The 18166-nt window shown below is 60.5% G+C and carries 14 protein-coding genes; 1 reads left to right on the forward strand and 13 read right to left on the reverse strand.

Annotated features, from left to right (window positions below; genetic code table 11):
• Positions 1–318: 318 nt before the first annotated feature.
• The 3 genes from Q0931_RS04300 to pdxY form a co-directional block, all read right to left on the reverse strand.
• On the reverse strand, positions 319–1671 hold the full coding sequence (locus Q0931_RS04300; protein WP_299257631.1) for a sodium-dependent transporter: 1353 nt from the start codon (positions 1669–1671) through the stop codon (positions 319–321).
• A 187-nt stretch (positions 1672–1858) separates the two neighbouring features.
• Positions 1859–2719 (reverse strand): DUF72 domain-containing protein, encoded by an 861-nt coding sequence (locus Q0931_RS04305; protein ID WP_299257633.1) that lies wholly within the window; start codon positions 2717–2719, stop codon positions 1859–1861.
• A 2-nt stretch (positions 2720–2721) separates the two neighbouring features.
• Positions 2722–3600: a pyridoxal kinase PdxY gene (pdxY, locus tag Q0931_RS04310; RefSeq protein WP_299257634.1), complete on the reverse strand. Its 879-nt coding sequence runs from the start codon at positions 3598–3600 to the stop codon at positions 2722–2724.
• A 90-nt stretch (positions 3601–3690) separates the two neighbouring features.
• Here pdxY and Q0931_RS04315 point away from each other — a divergent pair, with 90 nt between their 5' ends.
• Entirely contained in the window at positions 3691–5769 is a 2079-nt protein-coding gene (locus Q0931_RS04315) for an AsmA family protein (RefSeq protein WP_299257636.1), read from the forward strand.
• A 164-nt stretch (positions 5770–5933) separates the two neighbouring features.
• Here Q0931_RS04315 and Q0931_RS04320 read toward each other — a convergent pair whose 3' ends face one another.
• From Q0931_RS04320 to Q0931_RS04365, 10 genes are all read right to left on the reverse strand, one after another.
• Positions 5934–8000 (reverse strand): pyrroloquinoline quinone-dependent dehydrogenase, encoded by a 2067-nt coding sequence (locus tag Q0931_RS04320; protein WP_299257638.1) that lies wholly within the window; start codon positions 7998–8000, stop codon positions 5934–5936.
• Between the two features lie 11 nt (positions 8001–8011).
• Complete coding sequence (locus Q0931_RS04325) at positions 8012–8374, reverse strand: hypothetical protein (protein WP_299257640.1); 363 nt, start codon at positions 8372–8374, stop codon at positions 8012–8014.
• Positions 8375–8749: 375 nt separating this feature from the next.
• On the reverse strand, positions 8750–10585 hold the full coding sequence (gene glmS, locus Q0931_RS04330) for a glutamine--fructose-6-phosphate transaminase (isomerizing) (protein ID WP_299257642.1): 1836 nt from the start codon (positions 10583–10585) through the stop codon (positions 8750–8752).
• A gap of 71 nt (positions 10586–10656) precedes the next feature.
• Entirely contained in the window at positions 10657–11427 is a 771-nt protein-coding gene (locus Q0931_RS04335) for a DeoR/GlpR family DNA-binding transcription regulator (protein ID WP_299257643.1), read from the reverse strand.
• A 230-nt stretch (positions 11428–11657) separates the two neighbouring features.
• Positions 11658–13019, reverse strand: a complete 1362-nt coding sequence (glmU, locus tag Q0931_RS04340) for a bifunctional UDP-N-acetylglucosamine diphosphorylase/glucosamine-1-phosphate N-acetyltransferase GlmU (RefSeq protein WP_299257644.1) — start codon at positions 13017–13019, stop codon at positions 11658–11660.
• A gap of 241 nt (positions 13020–13260) precedes the next feature.
• Complete coding sequence (locus tag Q0931_RS04345; RefSeq protein ID WP_299257645.1) at positions 13261–13686, reverse strand: F0F1 ATP synthase subunit epsilon; 426 nt, start codon at positions 13684–13686, stop codon at positions 13261–13263.
• A 12-nt stretch (positions 13687–13698) separates the two neighbouring features.
• Positions 13699–15072 (reverse strand): F0F1 ATP synthase subunit beta, encoded by a 1374-nt coding sequence (gene atpD / locus Q0931_RS04350; RefSeq protein WP_299257646.1) that lies wholly within the window; start codon positions 15070–15072, stop codon positions 13699–13701.
• A gap of 44 nt (positions 15073–15116) precedes the next feature.
• Complete coding sequence (gene atpG, locus Q0931_RS04355; RefSeq protein WP_299257647.1) at positions 15117–16007, reverse strand: F0F1 ATP synthase subunit gamma; 891 nt, start codon at positions 16005–16007, stop codon at positions 15117–15119.
• Positions 16008–16065: 58 nt separating this feature from the next.
• Complete coding sequence (gene atpA / locus Q0931_RS04360; protein ID WP_299257649.1) at positions 16066–17610, reverse strand: F0F1 ATP synthase subunit alpha; 1545 nt, start codon at positions 17608–17610, stop codon at positions 16066–16068.
• Between the two features lie 16 nt (positions 17611–17626).
• Positions 17627–18163 (reverse strand): F0F1 ATP synthase subunit delta, encoded by a 537-nt coding sequence (locus tag Q0931_RS04365; RefSeq protein ID WP_299257651.1) that lies wholly within the window; start codon positions 18161–18163, stop codon positions 17627–17629.
• Positions 18164–18166 lie beyond the last annotated feature (3 nt).

Here is an 18166-nt window from a genome sequence, read left to right on the forward strand (position 1 = left end):
AAAGGAGATCCATGTGCATGCAGCGTCGTGACGCCTACGGCCGACGGGTTTTTCTTCAGCCAGCGCCACTGCTGCCGATATTGACCGGTCCATTCTGACAGAGCACTTTCTCGTCAAACGCCACGAATAGCGCCATTTTTGCCACGCATTCATTCGCTTGAACAAGAGTTGTGCACCTTTCCCACAGAGTTATCCACATTTTCCATTGACAGTGGATATCCCTGTGATCAATCGAGGAACCGCCATCCACTGTCGGCATGCACAAATAAAAGGGGCGGGCATCCAGGATGCCCGCCCCTTGCACAGCGGTTTAATGCCTTACTGCAGCAGACCGAAGACAAACACGATGGCCACGCCGATCGGCGCCACAAAGCGCGCCGAGAAGCGCCACCAGGCAAAGGCCAGGCCACTCATGTTGAGCTGGGCACGCACCTCATCACGTCCCATGAACCAGCCCACGAACACGATGGTGGCAAGACCGGTCAGCGGCAGCATGAACTTGCTGGTCACATAATCCAGCAGATCGAAGATGGTCATGCCAAAGGGCATGAACGCCGACCAGTCGTTGAACGACAGTACCGTGGCAATGCCCAGAAGCCAGGTCGCGGCACCGGCCGCCAGCGCCGACTGCAGCCGACTCATCGGAGTTTTCTCCTCGAGCCATTCGACAATCGGCTCCAGCAGCGAAATCGCCGACGTCCAGGCGGCAAAGACCAGCAGCAGGAAAAACAGCGTCCCGAAGATGACACCGCCGGACATGCTGCCAAAGGCCAGCGGCAGGGTCTGGAAAATCAGCCCGGGCCCGGCCGCCGGGTCAAGCCCATCGGCAAAGACGATCGGGAAGATGGCCATGCCGGCGGCCAGCGCGATCACCGTATCGAGAATCACCACCGTCAGGGCCGTACGGCCGATATTGACGTCATCACTGAGATAGGAGCCATAGGCCATCATGATGCCCATGCCCAGACTCAGGGTGAAAAAGGCATGTCCCATCGCCGCCAGAATCACATCGCCGGTCAGACGTGTAAAGTCAGGCCGGAAGAGGTAATCAAACCCTTCGGCAAAGCTGCCGGTGGTGGCGGCATAGCCCACCAGCACTGCCAGCAGCACCACCAGCGCCGGCATGAGGATCTTGGCGGCACGCTCGAGTCCGCCGGCTACACCGCCAGCCACAATGGCAATGGTCAGCACCATGAACAGGCTGTGCCAGGCCAGCAGCGTGCCCGGGCTTGCCAGCAGATCGGAAAACAGCGTGCCAACGCTTGTGCCATCAAGGCCGGTGAAGGTCGATGTCGCACTATAACGGACATAGGCCAGCGCCCAGCCGCCGATCACGCTGTAAAACGACAGGATCAGCCAGGCGGCCAGAATGCCGCCCACGCCAATCAGCACCCATGCCCGAGATCTTTTGAGACGCCCGGCGATGCGGTTCATGGTCGAGATGGGGTTTTTCTGTCCCAGCCGACCCAAAAGCCATTCGCTCATCAAAATGGGCAGGCCGATCAACAGGATGCAGACCAGATAAACGAGAACGAAGGCACCGCCACCGCTCTCACCGGTCATGTAGGGGAATTTCCAGATATTACCCAGCCCGACGGAAGAGCCGACCGCGGCGAGCATGAATGCAATGCGCGAGGACCACTGCGCATGTGAATGGGGCTTGTTGGTCATGAGGCTACCCTGTGGTTCCCTTTAAGTCGGCAAACCCGACCGGTTTGAAAAGGTCAAACCGCCTGTTGCCGACGCCCGTGCTTCATTGTTGATGTTTTTACGATGCCATTGTGTCAACAACGCCCATCTGAAGCGATTGATGGCGCCCATTGTACAGGCGTGGGCATCGACATCACGCGTTGTCACATTAAAAGAGTGATTCCTGCCGCTCACCGGCAAAGGCGGCCAGAGGCGGCAGGGCAATGCGCTCGGCCAGCCGGCCATGGAAAGCACGGGCCAGCAGTGGCGCTGCCCGGTTATCCGGCGTATGCACAAACAATACAGGACTTTTCCCCTGCTCTATCCACAGCGCCAGCTGCTCGATCCAGGGCGTGAAGCGCGCGTGATTGATCTCATCATCAAAATGCCCGATAAAGCGCACCACCGGCTGCGCCGCCGTGCTCAAAACGTGCAGCGGTCGACGCGGCTTCTCGCGCTGGGCCTGCTGTAGCCGGATATCGTCACCGGCCGGGGTAGCAAACAGCGCGCGCGTATCCAGCATGACACGATCGACCTCATGAGTTATCAACAGCCGGTTGAGCGACTGCTCGGCCATCCCCTTGTGGAAAAATTCACTGTGACGGACTTCCACGGCACAGGGCAGCGCCTTCGGCCAGCGTTTCAGAACGGCTTCGAGCATGGGCAACTCATCTGCGCCGAAGTCCCGGGGCAGCTGAATCATGGTCGGACCCAGCCGATCATGCAGCGGCGCCAGCCGCTCAAGGAAATGATCCATCTCGGCCTCGATGCCCACCAGCCGTTTGTCATGCGTCAGCAGGGAAGGCAGCTTGAAGCAGAAGCGAAAGTGGGCGGGCGCCTGGCGCGACCAGGTCTCGATCACATCGACCCGCGGCGCGCCGCTGTAGAAGGTGGTATTGCCCTCGACGCAGGAAAAGACGCCGGCATAGTCCGGCAGCGAGTCACTCGGCCCGGTGTAGCGGCCGTAGAGCGTGCCGCGCCAGTCGACATTGGCCCACATGGCCAGGCCCAGATGCAGTGTGCCCGCCATGGTCAGCGCACCCGTTCGGCGTCAAAGCGCTGTCTGGGCGCCACGATCTCGTTCTGGGCCTGAATCAGGGCAAGTTCGCGGGTGCCGGCCTCAAAGGTATGGGTGAAAAGGGCATGCACGGCTTCGGCCGTGCTTGCCAGCGCCCGCGCCGGGCCCTCATTGGTCATTCCGTCCTGATCACGCAGGCAGCAGGCCAGAAACACGGCGGCGGTAAAATCACCGGCGCCGTTGGGGGCCACCGGAAAATCAAAGCGGGGCGTGGCGATCCGCCAGCTGCCCACCGCGGTATCCACCAGCATCTCGATGGTGTCCGGGGTACTGTCATCAATATCCAGCGAGGTCACCAGCACCACACTCGGGCCCTGCTCGCGCAGCCGTGCTGCTGCAGTCAGCACGTCATCCAGGGACTCAATGGGCTGATCGCTCAAAAAGGCCAGTTCAAACTGATTGGGCGTAACAATATCGGCCGCCGGTACGGCGCATTCACGCATCCAGGCCGGAATGCCCTCGCGAACAAAAAAGCCGCGGCCAATGTCGCCCATGACCGGATCACAGCAGTACAGCGCGTCCGGGTTGGCCGCCCGCACGCGCGCCACGCTCTCCAGCACGGCGCGCCCGATGCCTTCATCCCCCATGTAGCCTGACAGCACGGCCTGCACATCCTTGAGCCCGGTCAGCGCCTCAACGCCATCGAGTACCTCCTTTAAATGCGCCGGCGTAAACACCTCGCCGGTAAAGGCGCCGTAGCCCGTGTGGTTGGAAAACTGCACCGTATTGATGGCGGTGACCTCGCAGCCCAGCCGCTGCAGCGGCAGAACGGCGGCGCGATTACCCACATAGCCATAGGCCACGTGACTCTGAATGGAAATGATATGGGTCATGAAGAAGACTCGATCAGCACATGAAATACCCACGAATGCGCGGGCCTGTCTATGCTTTGAAAGATAACATTCCGTTGAGGTAAACCGCTCATGCCGCGTGCAATGCGCATCATCAGTCGGACGCTGGGGGGGCTTGTGGCCCTGCTGGTACTGCTCATTGTTGTGATGACCCTGATGAGCTGGAACTGGCTCAGACCCACGATCAATGACCGCGTCTCCGACGCCCTGGGTCGACCCTTTGCCATTGAAGGCGATCTGGGGCTTTCCTGGCAGTGGGACAGCTGGCACCTTTCTCCACGCGTCACGGCCGAGGACATCGTGCTGGGCGACCCATCTGAACTCAATCAGGCGCGCAGCGTGGAGGCCGGCACCGAAGACGCACGTACGGCCCGTATCGGCCAGGTAGCGGTCAGTCTGCGCCCGGGTGCCCTGCTGCAAAAGCGCATCGCGCTGCACGATCTGGTCGTGCGCGACGCCAGCGCTACCCTGCGCCGCCTCGATGAGACCCACAACAACTGGCAGCTTGCCGACAAGGACGATGACGATGGCAATGCCGAGCAGGACCAGGGTAACGGCTGGCAGTTTGCCATCGATCAGCTCGATATTGATCGGGTACAGGTTGCCCTCAATGACCGGGTGCTGGACGTTGACGCGACCGCCACGCTTGAGACTCTGGGTGAACCGGTCCGCTGGGAAGAGGTCGCCGGAGATCAGAACGCGACCAATGAAGGGGGCAAGGCCGCATCAGGGCAGGGCGCCCCGAACGGCGAAGACCGGTTTCGCTTTGCCTGGCAGCTTGAAGGCACCTATCGCGGCAGTGCGCTGGACGGCGATGGCCGTCTGGGTGGACCGGCGGCACTTCGTGACGGCGGGCAGTTTCCGCTGGAGGTGCATCTGCGCTCCGGCAATTCCCGCCTGGATGTGATCGGCACGCTCAACGATCCGATGCAGCTTGCAGGCCTGGACCTGCAGGTCGGCGTGGCTGGTGACAATCTGGGCGATCTCTATGATCTGACCGGTGTGGTACTGCCCCAGACACCGCCCTATGCCACGCGGGGCCATCTCTTGGCCGATCTGGATACCCCCGAGGGCGGGACCTTCGAGTATCGCGACTTTGACGGCACGATCGGCGACAGCGATATCCACGGCAGCCTGCGCTATGTCAACGGCGCGCCGCGTCCGGTGCTGACCGGTGAGCTCATCTCGAAACAGCTTCGCCTTGCCGATCTTGCCCCGCTGGTGGGCGCCGACAATGAAGACACCGGTGATTCGGTCAATCCCGATCAGCCCGAAGACAAGGTGCTGCCGGTCTCCGAATTCAACACCGATCGCTGGAATACCATGGACGCCGACGTGCGCTTTCGCGCGCAGAACATCGTGCACGGCGAATCATTGCCCCTGAGCGATCTTTCCACCCATCTGGTCATGGATAACGGCGAGATTCTGATGGACCCGCTGAGCTTTGGCGTGGCCGGCGGCCACCTCAATACCACGCTGCGCCTGAGTGGGCAGGCGTCTCCCCTGCGAGCACGCATCGATATGCACGCCAGAGGGCTTCAACTGAGTCAGATCCTGCCCGACGACAGCGATCTGACCGAGGGTCTGGGCGAGATCAACGGCGATGCCACCCTGACAGGACGAGGCAACTCGGTCGCCGCGCTGCTGGGATCGAGCGATGGCGAGCTCCAGCTTCTGATCGAACAGGGCCGCATCAGTCGCAATCTGATGGAGCTTGCCGGCCTCAACGTGGGCAACTATCTCATCGGTGAGCTGTTTGGCGATGAAGAGGTCGCCATTCACTGCGCCGCCGCCGACCTCCAGTTCAATGACGGCATGGTGCGCCCACGCGTTTTTACTATTGATACCGACAACGCCATCATCAACGTTGAAGGGGCGGTTAATCTGGCCAGCGAACAGATGGATCTGACCATCAAGCCGGAGAGCAAGGGCTTTCGTATTTTCACCCTGCGCACGCCGCTTTATGTCAGCGGCACCTTCAAGAACCCGTCGCCCGGCGTGGAAGCCGCACCGCTGATCGCCCGCGGGGCAGCAGCCATTGCACTGGGCACGCTGGCGGCCCCGGCCGCAGCTCTTGGCGCGCTGATCTCGACCAGCGCCGGGGAGGAGAGTCAGTGCGGCGCGCTGATCGAGCGGATGAAAAGCGACTGACAGGCGCTGATATCGCCCCCCACGTTGCCAACCTCAAAAAACGCCGGCGCAAGCGCCGGCGTTTTTTATGAGAGGATCAACCTGCAGGGCCTGTGCCATGACATGCCATAAAAAAACGGAGCGCCCCAAAGGGACGCCCCGTCATCAACCGCGCTGGCCGGACTTTACTGCTTGTCTTCCGGCAGTGCGTAGACGGCAATCTGATCGCCGACCTGATCCTTGAGGATGGTGTTGCCCCCGGCCACAAAGGCCACGTACTGGCGACCCTTGTATTCATAAACCGAGGGGTTGGCAACGACCGGTGCCTGGGTCTGATCTTCCCAGAGCTTTTCGCCGGTCTCGAGCGAGTAGGCACGAACCTTGGCATCCATCGAGGCACCGATGAAGACCACACCGCCAGCCGTCACGGCCGGACCACCAATGGTGGGCGAGCCCCAGCGTTCCGGCATGAAGAAACCGAACTGCTGAGAGGCGCCGACCGGCTTGCGCCACTTGACGTCACCGGTGTGCATGTCAATCGCCACGATCTCGCCAAACGGCGGCTCCCAGCAGGGCATACCCAGCCAGTTGCTTGCCACGTTCAGGCGCATGCCGTAGGGCGCGCCTTCCTGCGGCGCAAAACCGCTTTCGTTGCCCGAACCGCTATCGGACTTTTCATAGTCTTCGCGGTTATAAAGCTTGACGGTCTGGACGATGTGCGAGGTGTTGACGATCGCGGTCTGGCTCACGGGATCAAAGGCGACGCCGCCCCACTGAACGCCACCGGCGCTGTCAGGATAGGCAAGCGCCCCTTCACCACGGGTCGTGGGCGGTGTGTACATGCCTTCATAGGTGAGCTCATCCCACAGGCGCGAACACTGGCCAAAACCGACGGCATCCGCCAGCCCCCAGATGTCGGGCTTTTTGGACTGATCCAGCAGCGGGGCAGGCCTGGTCGGGAAAGGCTGGGTCGGTGAATAGACCTCGCCCTCGACGCTGCCATCCCCCTGGGGTACCGGACGCTCCTCGATCGGCCAGACATCCTCACCGGTCAGACGGTTGACCACAAACAGAAAGCCCATCTTGGTGGCCTGCACCAGTGCCGGGATTTCCTTGCCATCGACGGTAATGTCCATCAGCGTGGGCGCAGCGTTGATGTCGTAGTCCCAGATATCGTGATGGACCCACTGGCGCGACCAGACCACTTTACCGGTCTCGACATCGAGCGCGGTGGTAGAGGTTCCCAGTGGAATATCTTCCTTGCGATTGCCGCCCCAGAAGTTGGGCGACGGTGAGGAGACCGGCAGATAAATCAGGCCGTTTTGCTCATCCGCCGACATGTGTGTCCAGACGTTGGCGGTACCGCTTTTCTCGCGAACATCTTCCGGCAGCGCCTCGAAGGTCCACTCACGCTCGCCGGTGCGGGCGTTGACCGAAAAGACGGTGCCGGCCGGCGCTTCCTCATAGGCCCAGTCCTTGCCGGCCCAGCCGAAGATGACGTGATCACCCACGATGGTCGGCGGCTGCAAAAGCGACAGCGGGAACTTGGGATTGATGGTGTTCCACTGATCAACATTGAGCACGCCGTTGTCAGCGAAGTTCTGACATGGCTTGCCGGTGTCAGCGTCGATGGCAAACAGCTGAGCGTCCATGGTGCCCATATAGACGATCTTCTGGCACGACTCGCCCTCAACCGGATTATCGGCTTCCCAGTAGGCCACGCCGCGATTCTTGAGCACGGGCTGGGTCAACCCTTCCCTTGAGGACTGCGTATCAAAGCGCCACTTTTCTTCGCCGGTGGCGGGATCGTAGGCAATCAGCTTATAGAAGGGGGTGCCAATATAGAGCGTGTCATTGGCAAACACCGGTGTGGCCGACCACACCGTGGCCGGCGTCTCGCCCTTGCCGTCGGAAATGTCGCCGGTATGAACTTCCCAGACCTTTTCAAGCTGGTCGACGTTATCGACGTTGATCTGATCCAGCGGACTGTATTTCTGGGCGTTGAGCTGACCGTGGAAGCTGTTCCAGGTCGGCGAGTCCGGCACCAGCGGTATGTTGGCGCGCTCGCCCGGCTGCGCGCCAGACGCTGCCGGCTGCTCGGTAGACGCTGCCGGCTGCTCGGTAGAGGCTGCCGGCTGTTCGGCAGGCTCGGACGGCTGCTGATCGGCGGCCAAAAGCATGGTGGGGAAGGCCGCCAGAGAAAACGCGGTCAGCGTACTCAGGCGCCTGAATTCTGTGCGAAGACGCGTCATGTCGGGGCTCCTCATGAAGTCGTGCGGTGAGCGGGCGAGGGGCGGAAAATATCGATCATCAATCCGACCAGTGCGACAGCCATGGCAATGGCCAGCCACCACAGATGCAGCAGCAGGGCAGCAAAGGCAGTACCGACAATAAAGGCGAAGACCACAACCCGAAGCAGGTTGTGTAAACCGCGCCCATGGCACAGGGCAAGCCCGAGCCCGAGGGCGACAAGAATGGCGCAGGTCACGATGACCACCAGTGCGCCAAGCGTACCGTTCACGCCGGTCAGCGGTGTGAGATAGGCATAAAGTGCAATGGCAATGCCCACCGCTGAAGCGATAAGCACGACCATGGCGCCTGGATTTGAGGATCGCATGGAAGACATGGCGAGTTCCCTTCCCTTGGGCAGATTTTTATGTGCCGACTCCCGGCATAACGTACACGATACCGCAATCGCGGTATCGAAAATCATGAACGGGAATGGACAGACATTGAGCGATGGCTTTTCAGAGGGCGCATCAGCAGTGTAAATGATAACGGTTATAACAAAAAAAAATACTGACTTAATTATAATTGAATCAAAAAATGACGTCCAGGCGTGCTCGGCAAGCGGTCATGACCGGCAGAACCTTAGAAGCTCTTCAAAAACAAAACCAAAAGAGCGCTTCAGAACCAGAAAGGCCCTTCCAAAAAAACGGGTATCGATCACATCATCGATACCCGAATCAGCAGGGCGCAAGACACCCTATAGGCGCAGGGGTTATTCCACCGTCACACTCTTGGCCAGGTTACGCGGCTGGTCCACATCGGTGCCCTTGAGCACGGCCACGTGATAGGAGAGCAGCTGCAGCGGCAGGGTGTAGAGAATCGGTGCGATCACGTCATCGACGGCCGGCATGCGCAACACATGGACGCCTTCGCTTTCATTGATCGAGACATGTTCGTCGGCAAAGACGAACAGCTCGCCGCCGCGGGCACGAACTTCCTGCAGGTTGGACTTGAGCTTTTCCAGCAGTTCGTCGTTGGGGGCTACCGCGATGACCGGCATGTCGCTGTCGACCAGCGCCAGCGGACCGTGCTTGAGCTCACCGGCCGGGTAGGCCTCGGCGTGGATATAGGAGATTTCCTTGAGCTTGAGCGCCCCTTCCAGCGCGATCGGGAACATGGTGCCACGGCCCAGAAACAGCGCGTGATGCTTCTCGGCAAAGGCCGCCGACATCGTCTCGATGGCACTGTCCAGCGCCAGACCACGGGTGATCAGGCGCGGCAGTTCGCGCAGGGCATTGACCAGACGGGCCTGCACCTCATCATCACCCTGACGAACGTGGCGCAGGGCCAGGGTCAGCAGCAGCAGGGCCACCAGCTGGGTGGTAAACGCCTTGGTGGAGGCCACGCCGATTTCGGGGCCGGCCTGGGTCATCAGGGTCAGATCGGATTCCCGTACCAGCGAGCTACCCGGCACGTTGCAGATCGCAAGGCTTGCCAGATAGCCACCCTTTTGAGAGGCGTAGCGCAGGGCAGCCAGCGTATCGGCCGTCTCACCGGACTGAGACAGCGTCACGAACAGCGTGCCATCGGGCACGACCACTTCGCGATAGCGATATTCGGAGGCCACTTCGACCTGAGTGGGCACGCCCGCCAGCTTTTCCAGCCAGTAACGCGCGACCATGCCGGCGTGGTAGCTGGTACCACAGGCGATGATCTGAATGTTTTTGACCCGGTCGAGCAGGTCGTCGGCTTCGGCGCCCAGAATGCGGGTGAACACATGACGATCCCCGAGGCGGCCTTCCAGGGTATTGGCAATGACCCGGGACTGCTCGTGGATTTCCTTGAGCATGAAGTGACGATAGTCACCGCGCGAGATGGCACCGTCACCGTGCTCAAAGATGGCACTGGGACGCTCGACGCTCTGACCGGCGTTGAAGATCTCGATACCGCCACCGACCGTCAGACGTGCGACATCGCCTTCCTGCAGATAGATGAAGCGGTCGGTGACCTGCAGCAGGGCCAGCGGGTCAGACGCCAGGAAGGCTTCATCGATACCCACACCCACGACCAGCGGGCTGCCCTTGCGCGCGCCCACGATCTGGTCGGGGTAGTCGGCATGGGTCACGGCCAGCGCGTAGGCGCCGTCGAGCATGTCGACCACGTGCTGAAAGGCAGACAGCAGATCGTCATGACGCGAGACTTCACGCGACATCAGATGCGCGATGACTTCAGTGTCGGTCTCTGACAGAAAAACGTAGCCCTGACCTTCCAGCTCGGCCTTGAGGGTTTCGTAGTTCTCGATGATGCCGTTGTGTACCACCGCCAGGCTGTCGCCGGACTGATGGGGGTGAGCATTGTTTTCAGTCGGACGACCGTGCGTGGCCCAGCGCGTGTGGGCAATGCCGACATGTCCGCGCAGACCGCTGGCCTGCAGCTTTTCTTCAAGGGCAGCGACCTTGCCGACCGCACGCTGGCGTGACAGTCGTGCATCGGCGGACAGCACGGCCATACCGGCGCTGTCATAGCCGCGATACTCAAGACGCTTGAGTCCCTCAAGCAGAATGTTCTGTACCTGACGGTCAGCGACCGCGCCTACAATGCCACACATGGTTTGTCTCTCCTGAAATGCCAAAAATGGGATATCACCCCGGATGCCGGATCAATCGACAACCGGCGGTGTCACGACGTCTGCGTGCTGACACAGATCAGCACGACGCCCTGGTCCTGGATCCGTTGACGGCTGGTGTCATCCAGCCCGTCATCGGTAATCAATACATCAATCTGCGCCCAGCCGAGCTCAAGATTGGGAATGCGCCGGCCAATCTTGTCGGACTCCACCATCACCACGACTTCACGCGCCACCTCGGCCATCACCCGTGACAGGCCGATCAGTTCGTTGAAGGTGGTCGTGCCGCGCGCCAGATCGATACCATCGGCACCGATAAAAAGCTGATCGAAGTCGTAGGCCCGTAGCACGGTCTCGGCCACCCGACCCTGAAACGAGGCCGAGTGCGGGTCCCATGTGCCGCCGGTCATCAAAAGGGCAGGGGGCATATCCAGCGCCTGAAGTGCCCCGGCCACCCCCAGTGAATTGGTCATGACGACCAGCCCGGTACGGTGTGCCAGCGTCGGTATCAACGCGCTGGTGGTGCTACCGCTATCGATGATCAGCCGCGCATGATCCGCAATGCGTTCGCTCGCCGCCCGTGCCAGCGCCTGCTTGATGGGTGAAACGCGGTGACGCCCCTGGTCGCCTTCACGCGGCACCAGCGTGGCGCCCCCGTGGCGTCGAATCAGATGGCCGGCCCCTTCGAGGGTGGCCAGATCCTTGCGGATGGTCACACTCGAGGTCTCGAAATGTCGCGCCAGTGTCTCGACGGCCACCTCGCCGCGCGCGGCCAGCAGATCAAGAATGGCCTCCCGGCGCTGGGGTGTCTGACGTCGACTCATGGAAGCGGGGATATCCGTGGATTGAAACCTATATCTTTCGATGCGAAAGATTTTGTGTTTCGAATGAAAAACCATAACGGTGGCGAGGTCAAGCCAATGCAGCGCTTTTGGCACAAAAATATGCGCCTTAAGTCGAATACGTTCACAAGGGCACATATCAGGGCCAAAAAAATGGCGCCACACAACAGTGCGGCGCCCGGCAGAGGCTTTCGCCCCATCACCCTTCAGGATTACTTGCGGTGCGGCGGTGTCCAGCCCTGCTTGTTGATCTGACGGGCGCGGCCGATGGCCAGCTCGCGATCATCCACCGTGTCGGTCACGGTGGAACCGGCCGCTACGGTGGCGCCATCGCCAATCACGATCGGCGCGACCAGCGCCGAGTTGGAGCCAATAAAGACGTCATGGCCGATCTCGGTGCGGTGCTTGTTGACGCCATCGTAGTTGCAGGTAATGGTGCCGGCACCAATGTTGACGCCACGGCCCAGCGTCGCGTCACCGATATAGCTCAAATGATTGATCTTGCTGCCTTCGCCCACGTGTGCCTTTTTGGTTTCGACAAAATTGCCGATGCGCGCCTTTCTTTCAAGACGCGTGCCCGGGCGCAGGCGCGCAAAGGGACCGATGGCGTTATCGCCCGCCGTTTCGCTGCCCTCGATCATGCTGTGGGCCTCGATACGAGTGGCGTTGCCGATGCTGGCATCGCGGACGATGCTGTAGGGGCCGACGTGGACACCATCGCCCAGATGCACCCGGCCTTCGAAAATGCAGCCCACGTCGATGAAGACGTCCTGGCCCACGCTCAGCTCGCCGCGCACGTCCAATCGCTTCGGGTCGGCCAGGCTTGCACCTTCGCGCATAAGCCGCTCTGCCTCGCGGGACTGATGAATACGCTCCAGCGCGGCCAGCTGCACCCGGTCATTGACGCCCTGCACTTCACTGACCAGCGCCGGCTCGGCCGTGGCCACTTCGACCCCTTCGCTCGCCGCCATGGCAATGATGTCGGTCAGGTAGTACTCGCCCTGGGCATTGTCACTGGAGAGCGCCGGCAGCCAGCGCCGCAGTTGATCGCCGGTGGCGGCCAGAATGCCGGTATTGCACTCACCGATCTCGAGCTGTTCGGAGGTAGCATCCTTTTGTTCGACAATGGCCACGGCCTGGCCCTGGCCATTGCGCACGATGCGTCCGTAGCCGTGCGGATTGGCCATGGTCACGGTCAACAGCGCCATGTGCTGCTCGTCGACCCGCTCCACCAGAGCGCTCAGCGTCTGCGCCTGAATCATCGGCACATCACCATAAAGGACCACGACCGGACCGTTGCCCAGCGACTCGAGCGTCTGCGCCACGGCGTGGCCTGTACCGCGCTGTTCGAGCTGATGGGCAAAACTGATGGGCAGATCGGACAGCGCGTTTTGTACCTGTTCGGCACCGTGTCCCACAACGACGTGCAGCCGCGGTGACGAGAAAGCCTCCATGGCTGACTCGATGACATGACGCACCATGGGTTTGCCGGCCAGTTCGTGCAGTACCTTGGGCTTTTGCGAACGCATGCGACTGCCCTGACCGGCAGCCAGAATCACGACATCAATGGACATGAAAGAAGACTCTCCCCCGCGCTGAATGAAAAATGATCACCGATCATGCACCCAACAGATGACATGCTCTGTCATGCCTGATCACTCCTGTGGCTGATAGTGTATCAGGGCATGAATTAATCGGATTGGTTCAGATGCGCATGGCAGTTACAAAAAAGGCGGCCCGAAGGCCGCCGGTAAAACGCATCCATGGCTTGTGACCATGATGCGACAATGCTGCTCGAGACGGTTTCTCCCGAGTTTACTGGTTGCCGCGACGATTGCGCAGCTGGGACAGGGTCCGCAGTCGGGCGGTGGCCGCTTCGATCTCGGCCAGCGCCTGCTGGTAATCCATCTCACCCGTTTTGCCCTGCAGGGCACGGCGCGCTTCATCGCGCGCCTTTTCGGCTTCGGCGGCATCCAGATCGCGGGCGCGGTCAGCGCTGTCGGCCAGCACGATGACCATGTTCGGCTGAACTTCCAGAAAACCACTGGAGACGTAGAAAACCTCTTCTTCGCCCCCTTCATGGACAATCCGGACCGGGCCCGGCTTCAGCTCGGTCAGCGTCGGCTCATGCCCGCGCAGAATCCCCATCTCGCCAAGCACGCTGATCGCCACAACGCGTTCTACTTCGCCGGCGAAGATATTACGCTCCGCACTGACGATACTGCATTGCATGGTCGCCATGAGCGCCCCTCCTTACATGCTGTCGGCTTTCTCGATCGCTTCGTCGATCGTGCCGACCATGTAAAACGCCTGTTCGGGCATATGGTCGTAGTCGCCGTTGAGAATGCCCTGGAAGGCGCGGATGGTTTCCTTGAGCGACACGTACTTGCCGGGTGCGCCGGTAAAGATTTCCGCCACGAAGAAGGGCTGCGACAAAAAGCGCTGGATCTTGCGCGCCCGCGATACAGTCTGCTTGTCTTCGTCGGAAAGCTCATCCATGCCCAGAATGGCAATGATGTCCTTGAGCTCCTTGTAGCGCTGCAGCACGTTCTGCACACCGCGAGCCACATTGTAGTGCTCTTCACCCACGACCAGCGGATCAAGCTGACGCGAGGTGGAGTCCAGCGGGTCGATGGCCGGGTAAATCCCGAGCTCGGCGATCGAACGCGCCAGTACGACCGTGGCATCCAGGTGCGCAAAAGTGGTGGCCGGAGACGGGTCGGTCAGGTCATCCGCAGGCACGTAGACGGCCTGGACGGAAGTAATCGAGCCGGTTTTGGTCGAGGTAATGCGCTCCTGCAGCATGCCCATCTCTTCAGCCAGTGTCGGCTGATAGCCCACGGCGGACGGCATACGACCCAGCAGTGCCGATACCTCGGTCCCTGCCAGCGTGTAGCGGTAGATGTTGTCGACAAACAGCAGAACATCACGACCTTCGTCACGGAACTGTTCGGCAATCGTCAGGCCGGTCAATGCCACGCGCAGACGGTTGCCCGGCGGCTCGTTCATCTGACCGTAGACCAGCGATACCTTGTCGAGAACGTTGGACTCCTTCATTTCGTAATAGAAGTCGTTCCCTTCACGCGTACGCTCACCCACACCGGTAAAGACCGAATAACCGGAGTGCTCGGTGGCGATGTTACGGATCAGCTCCATCATGTTGACGGTCTTGCCAACCCCGGCACCACCGAACAGACCGACCTTGCCGCCCTTGGCGAACGGGCAGATCAGGTCGATGACCTTGATGCCGGTTTCCAGCAGCTCGCTGGAAGCGGCCTGGTCTGCAAAACTCGGCGCGGCACGGTGAATCGGGCTGCGCTTGTCTTCACCGATCGGGCCGGCTTCGTCGATCGGTTCCCCCAGCACGTTCATGATACGGCCCAGGGTCTTTTCACCCACGGGGACCGAAATGGGTGCGCCGGTGCCGGCCACGGTCATGCCGCGCTTGAGCCCTTCGGTCGAGCCCATGGCGATGGCACGCACGATGCCGTCACCCAGCTGCTGCTGAACTTCGAGTACGGTGCCGGTCTCTTCCACGTTCATGGCGTCATAAACGTGAGGGACCTCGCTGCGGTCAAACTCGACGTCAATCACCGCACCGATGATTTGTACGATACGTCCGCTCATCCTGATTCCTCTTGAACCTGTAAATAACTGTCCGACGGGCCGACCTAGACCGCAGCGGCACCACCCACAATCTCGGAAATTTCCTGGGTGATGGCTGCCTGACGCGCCTTGTTGTACTGAAGCTGCAGGTCATCAATGATGTCACCGGCGTTATCAGTGGCGTTTTTCATCGCAATCATGCGAGCGGCCTGCTCGCTGGCAATGTTTTCCACCACGGCCTGGTAGACCTGCGACTCGACGTAGCGCACCAGCAGCCTGTCGAGCAGGCTTTGAGCGTCCGGCTCGTAGGTATAGCCCCAGCCGCCTTTCGAGGTGGCACTTTCCGCACCTGAAGACGAAGATTTTTGCTCCATCTCTTCAGGCAGCGGCAACAGCTGACGCACGGTCGGCTTCTGGCTCATGGTGTTGACGAACTCGTTGTACACCAGATCCAGTCGATCGATCTCGCCATTGTCGAAGGCTTCCAGCATGACATTGACGCTGCCGATCAGCTCGTTCGCTTCAGGCGCATCGCCCAGATTACGGGTGGCCGCCAGTAGATCACCGCCATATTTGCGAAAGAAGACACTGCCCTTGGTGCCCAGTGCGCAAAAGGCCACGCTGACGCCCTTGTCACGCCATTGCCTCACTTCCCGTAGTACACGCCGAAACAGGTTACTGTTCAGGCCGCCACACAGTCCGCGATCCGAGGTCACCACGATATAGCCGATACGCTTGACCTCACGCTCGATCTGGTAATCGTGGCGGTATTCCGGATTGGCCTGACTGATATGGCTGACTACCCGACGGATCTGACTGGCATAGGGCTGACTGGCTGCCATGCGCTCCTGAGCGCGGCGCATCTTGGATGCCGCCACCATCTCCATGGCGCTGGTGATCTTCTGGGTATTCTTGATGCTCCCGATCTGGGACTTGATCTCTTTTCCGGCTGCCATAGCGATATTCTCCTAAACAATCAGCGCAGGACGCCCGGACCCCGAAGGGCCCGGATCATCAATAGCTCTGCGTTGACTTGAACGATTCAACGCCGCTTTTCAGCCCCTGCTGAATGTCGTTGTCGTAGCCGCCGGTGCTGTTGATCTTCTCCATCAGCTCACCCTGTTCGGTGCGCATGTAATCGAGCAGATCACGTTCGAAATTCAGCACCTTGTCGACCGGTACGTCAGAGAGATATCCCTCGTTGGCAGCGTAGAGCGAGACAGCCATATCAGCGATCGACATCGGCGAATACTGCTTCTGCTTCATGAGTTCGGTCACACGCTGACCGTGCTCAAGCTGCTTGCGCGTGGCTTCATCCAGGTCGGAGGCAAACTGGGAAAACGCTGCCAGCTCGCGATACTGCGCCAGCGCCAGGCGCACACCGCCACCCAGTTTCTTGATGATCTTGGTCTGTGCCGCACCGCCCACACGCGAGACCGACAGGCCCGCGTTGATGGCCGGGCGGACACCGGAGTTGAACAGGCCGGTTTCCAGAAAGATCTGACCATCAGTGATCGAGATCACGTTGGTCGGAACGAACGCCGACACGTCACCGCCCTGGGTTTCGATGATCGGCAGCGCCGTCAGCGAGCCGGTCTTGCCGGTTACTTCGCCGTTGGTGAACTTTTCCACGTAATCAACGTTGACGCGCGAAGCACGCTCCAGCAGACGGGAGTGGAGATAGAACACGTCACCGGGATAGGCTTCACGACCCGGCGGACGACGCAGCAGCAGCGAAATCTGGCGATAGGCCACGGCCTGCTTGGACAAATCGTCATACACGATCAGGGCGTCTTCACCACGGTCGCGGAAATATTCACCCATGGTGCAGCCGGAGTAGGGCGCCAGAAACTGCATGGCAGCGGGGTCGGCAGCGCCGGCCGCGACAATGATGGTATGTTCCATCGCGCCGTGCTCTTCCAGCTTTCTCACCACGTTGGCAATGGTCGACTGCTTCTGACCAACGGCCACATAAACGCAGGTGATGCCCTTGCCCTTCTGGTTGATGATCGCGTCGATGGCAATGGCCGACTTGCCGATCTGGCGGTCACCAATGATCAGCTCACGCTGACCGCGACCGATCGGCACCATGGCATCGATCGACTTGAGACCGGTCTGTACCGGCTGATCGACGCCCTGACGAGAGATAACGCCCGGCGCCACCTTTTCGACGGCGTCCATCTCGGTGGTGTTGATGTCGCCCTTGCCATCAATGGCGTTGCCCAGCGCATCAACGACACGACCGATCAGTTCACGACCGACCGGCACTTCCAGGATGCGACCGGTGCACTTGCCCGTCATGCCTTCCTGAAGCTTCTGGTAGTCGCCCAGTACCACAACACCGACGCTGTCGCGCTCCAGGTTGAGGACCATGCCGAAGACGTCGTTGGGAAATTCGATCATCTCACCGAACATGGCATCGGCCAGTCCGTGGATGCGCACGATGCCGTCAGCGACGCCGACGATGGTGCCTTCATTGCGCGCCTGTGCATCAAGGTCAAGATTCTCGATCCGGCCCTTGATGATGTCGCTGATTTCGGAAGGATTCAGTTGCTGCATGCCATGTCCCTCGACTTCAATGGTTCAAGACACTGGAAAGCCGTGCCAGTCGTCCACGCGCCGATCCATCGATAACGGTATCGCCGGCACGAATGACAACGCCGCCCAGCAGCGTCTCATCCACAGAAGTGGTGATCGTGATTTCGCGATTCAGGCGCCGCTTGAGCGCCTGTGCGAGCTTGTCTTTTTGTGCCTCGTCCAGCGGATAGGCCGAAGTGATCTCGACGCTGACACGCCTTTCAAACTCGGCGCGTTCAGCCTCGAAAAGATCGCTCAGCAATGCCAGAGCGGGCAAACGCTGCTGTCGGGCCAGCACCATCAGGAAATTGGCGCCACGCTCAGGAAGCAGCTCGTCAAGCAGCTTGACGAATACCTGCCCCTTGTCATTCGGGGAGCGCTGCGAGTCCACGAGCAGCCGTTCGATGCGCTCGTCACTGGTCAGACGTGCCGCCTCGGCCAGCATCGTTGACCAGGCGTCCAGCGCACTGTCTTCCCTGGCCAGTTCAAAAGCGGCCCTTGCATAGGGACGTGCCTGCGTGATGTGGTCTGACATGTG

Source organism: uncultured Kushneria sp. (assembly GCF_947497025.1).
Classification (GTDB): Bacteria; Pseudomonadota; Gammaproteobacteria; order Pseudomonadales; family Halomonadaceae; genus Kushneria.

Bases quoted from the DNA above. Each gene is read 5' to 3' on its own strand.
- Q0931_RS04315 (WP_299257636.1), top strand. From the start codon at position 3,691: ATGCCGCGTGCAATGCGCATCATCAGTCGGACGCTGGGGGGGCTTGTG.
- pdxY (WP_299257634.1), bottom strand. From the start codon at position 3,600: ATGACCCATATCATTTCCATTCAGAGTCACGTGGCCTATGGCTATGTG.
- Q0931_RS04300 (WP_299257631.1), bottom strand. From the start codon at position 1,671: ATGACCAACAAGCCCCATTCACATGCGCAGTGGTCCTCGCGCATTGCA.
- atpD (WP_299257646.1), bottom strand. From the start codon at position 15,072: ATGAGCGGACGTATCGTACAAATCATCGGTGCGGTGATTGACGTCGAG.
- Q0931_RS04345 (WP_299257645.1), bottom strand. From the start codon at position 13,686: ATGGCGACCATGCAATGCAGTATCGTCAGTGCGGAGCGTAATATCTTC.
- Q0931_RS04365 (WP_299257651.1), bottom strand. From the start codon at position 18,163: ATGTCAGACCACATCACGCAGGCACGTCCCTATGCAAGGGCCGCTTTT.
- glmU (WP_299257644.1), bottom strand. From the start codon at position 13,019: ATGTCCATTGATGTCGTGATTCTGGCTGCCGGTCAGGGCAGTCGCATG.
- Q0931_RS04320 (WP_299257638.1), bottom strand. From the start codon at position 8,000: ATGACGCGTCTTCGCACAGAATTCAGGCGCCTGAGTACGCTGACCGCG.
- glmS (WP_299257642.1), bottom strand. From the start codon at position 10,585: ATGTGTGGCATTGTAGGCGCGGTCGCTGACCGTCAGGTACAGAACATT.
- Q0931_RS04305 (WP_299257633.1), bottom strand. From the start codon at position 2,719: ATGGCGGGCACACTGCATCTGGGCCTGGCCATGTGGGCCAATGTCGAC.
- atpA (WP_299257649.1), bottom strand. From the start codon at position 17,610: ATGCAGCAACTGAATCCTTCCGAAATCAGCGACATCATCAAGGGCCGG.
- Q0931_RS04335 (WP_299257643.1), bottom strand. From the start codon at position 11,427: ATGAGTCGACGTCAGACACCCCAGCGCCGGGAGGCCATTCTTGATCTG.
- Q0931_RS04325 (WP_299257640.1), bottom strand. From the start codon at position 8,374: ATGTCTTCCATGCGATCCTCAAATCCAGGCGCCATGGTCGTGCTTATC.
- atpG (WP_299257647.1), bottom strand. From the start codon at position 16,007: ATGGCAGCCGGAAAAGAGATCAAGTCCCAGATCGGGAGCATCAAGAAT.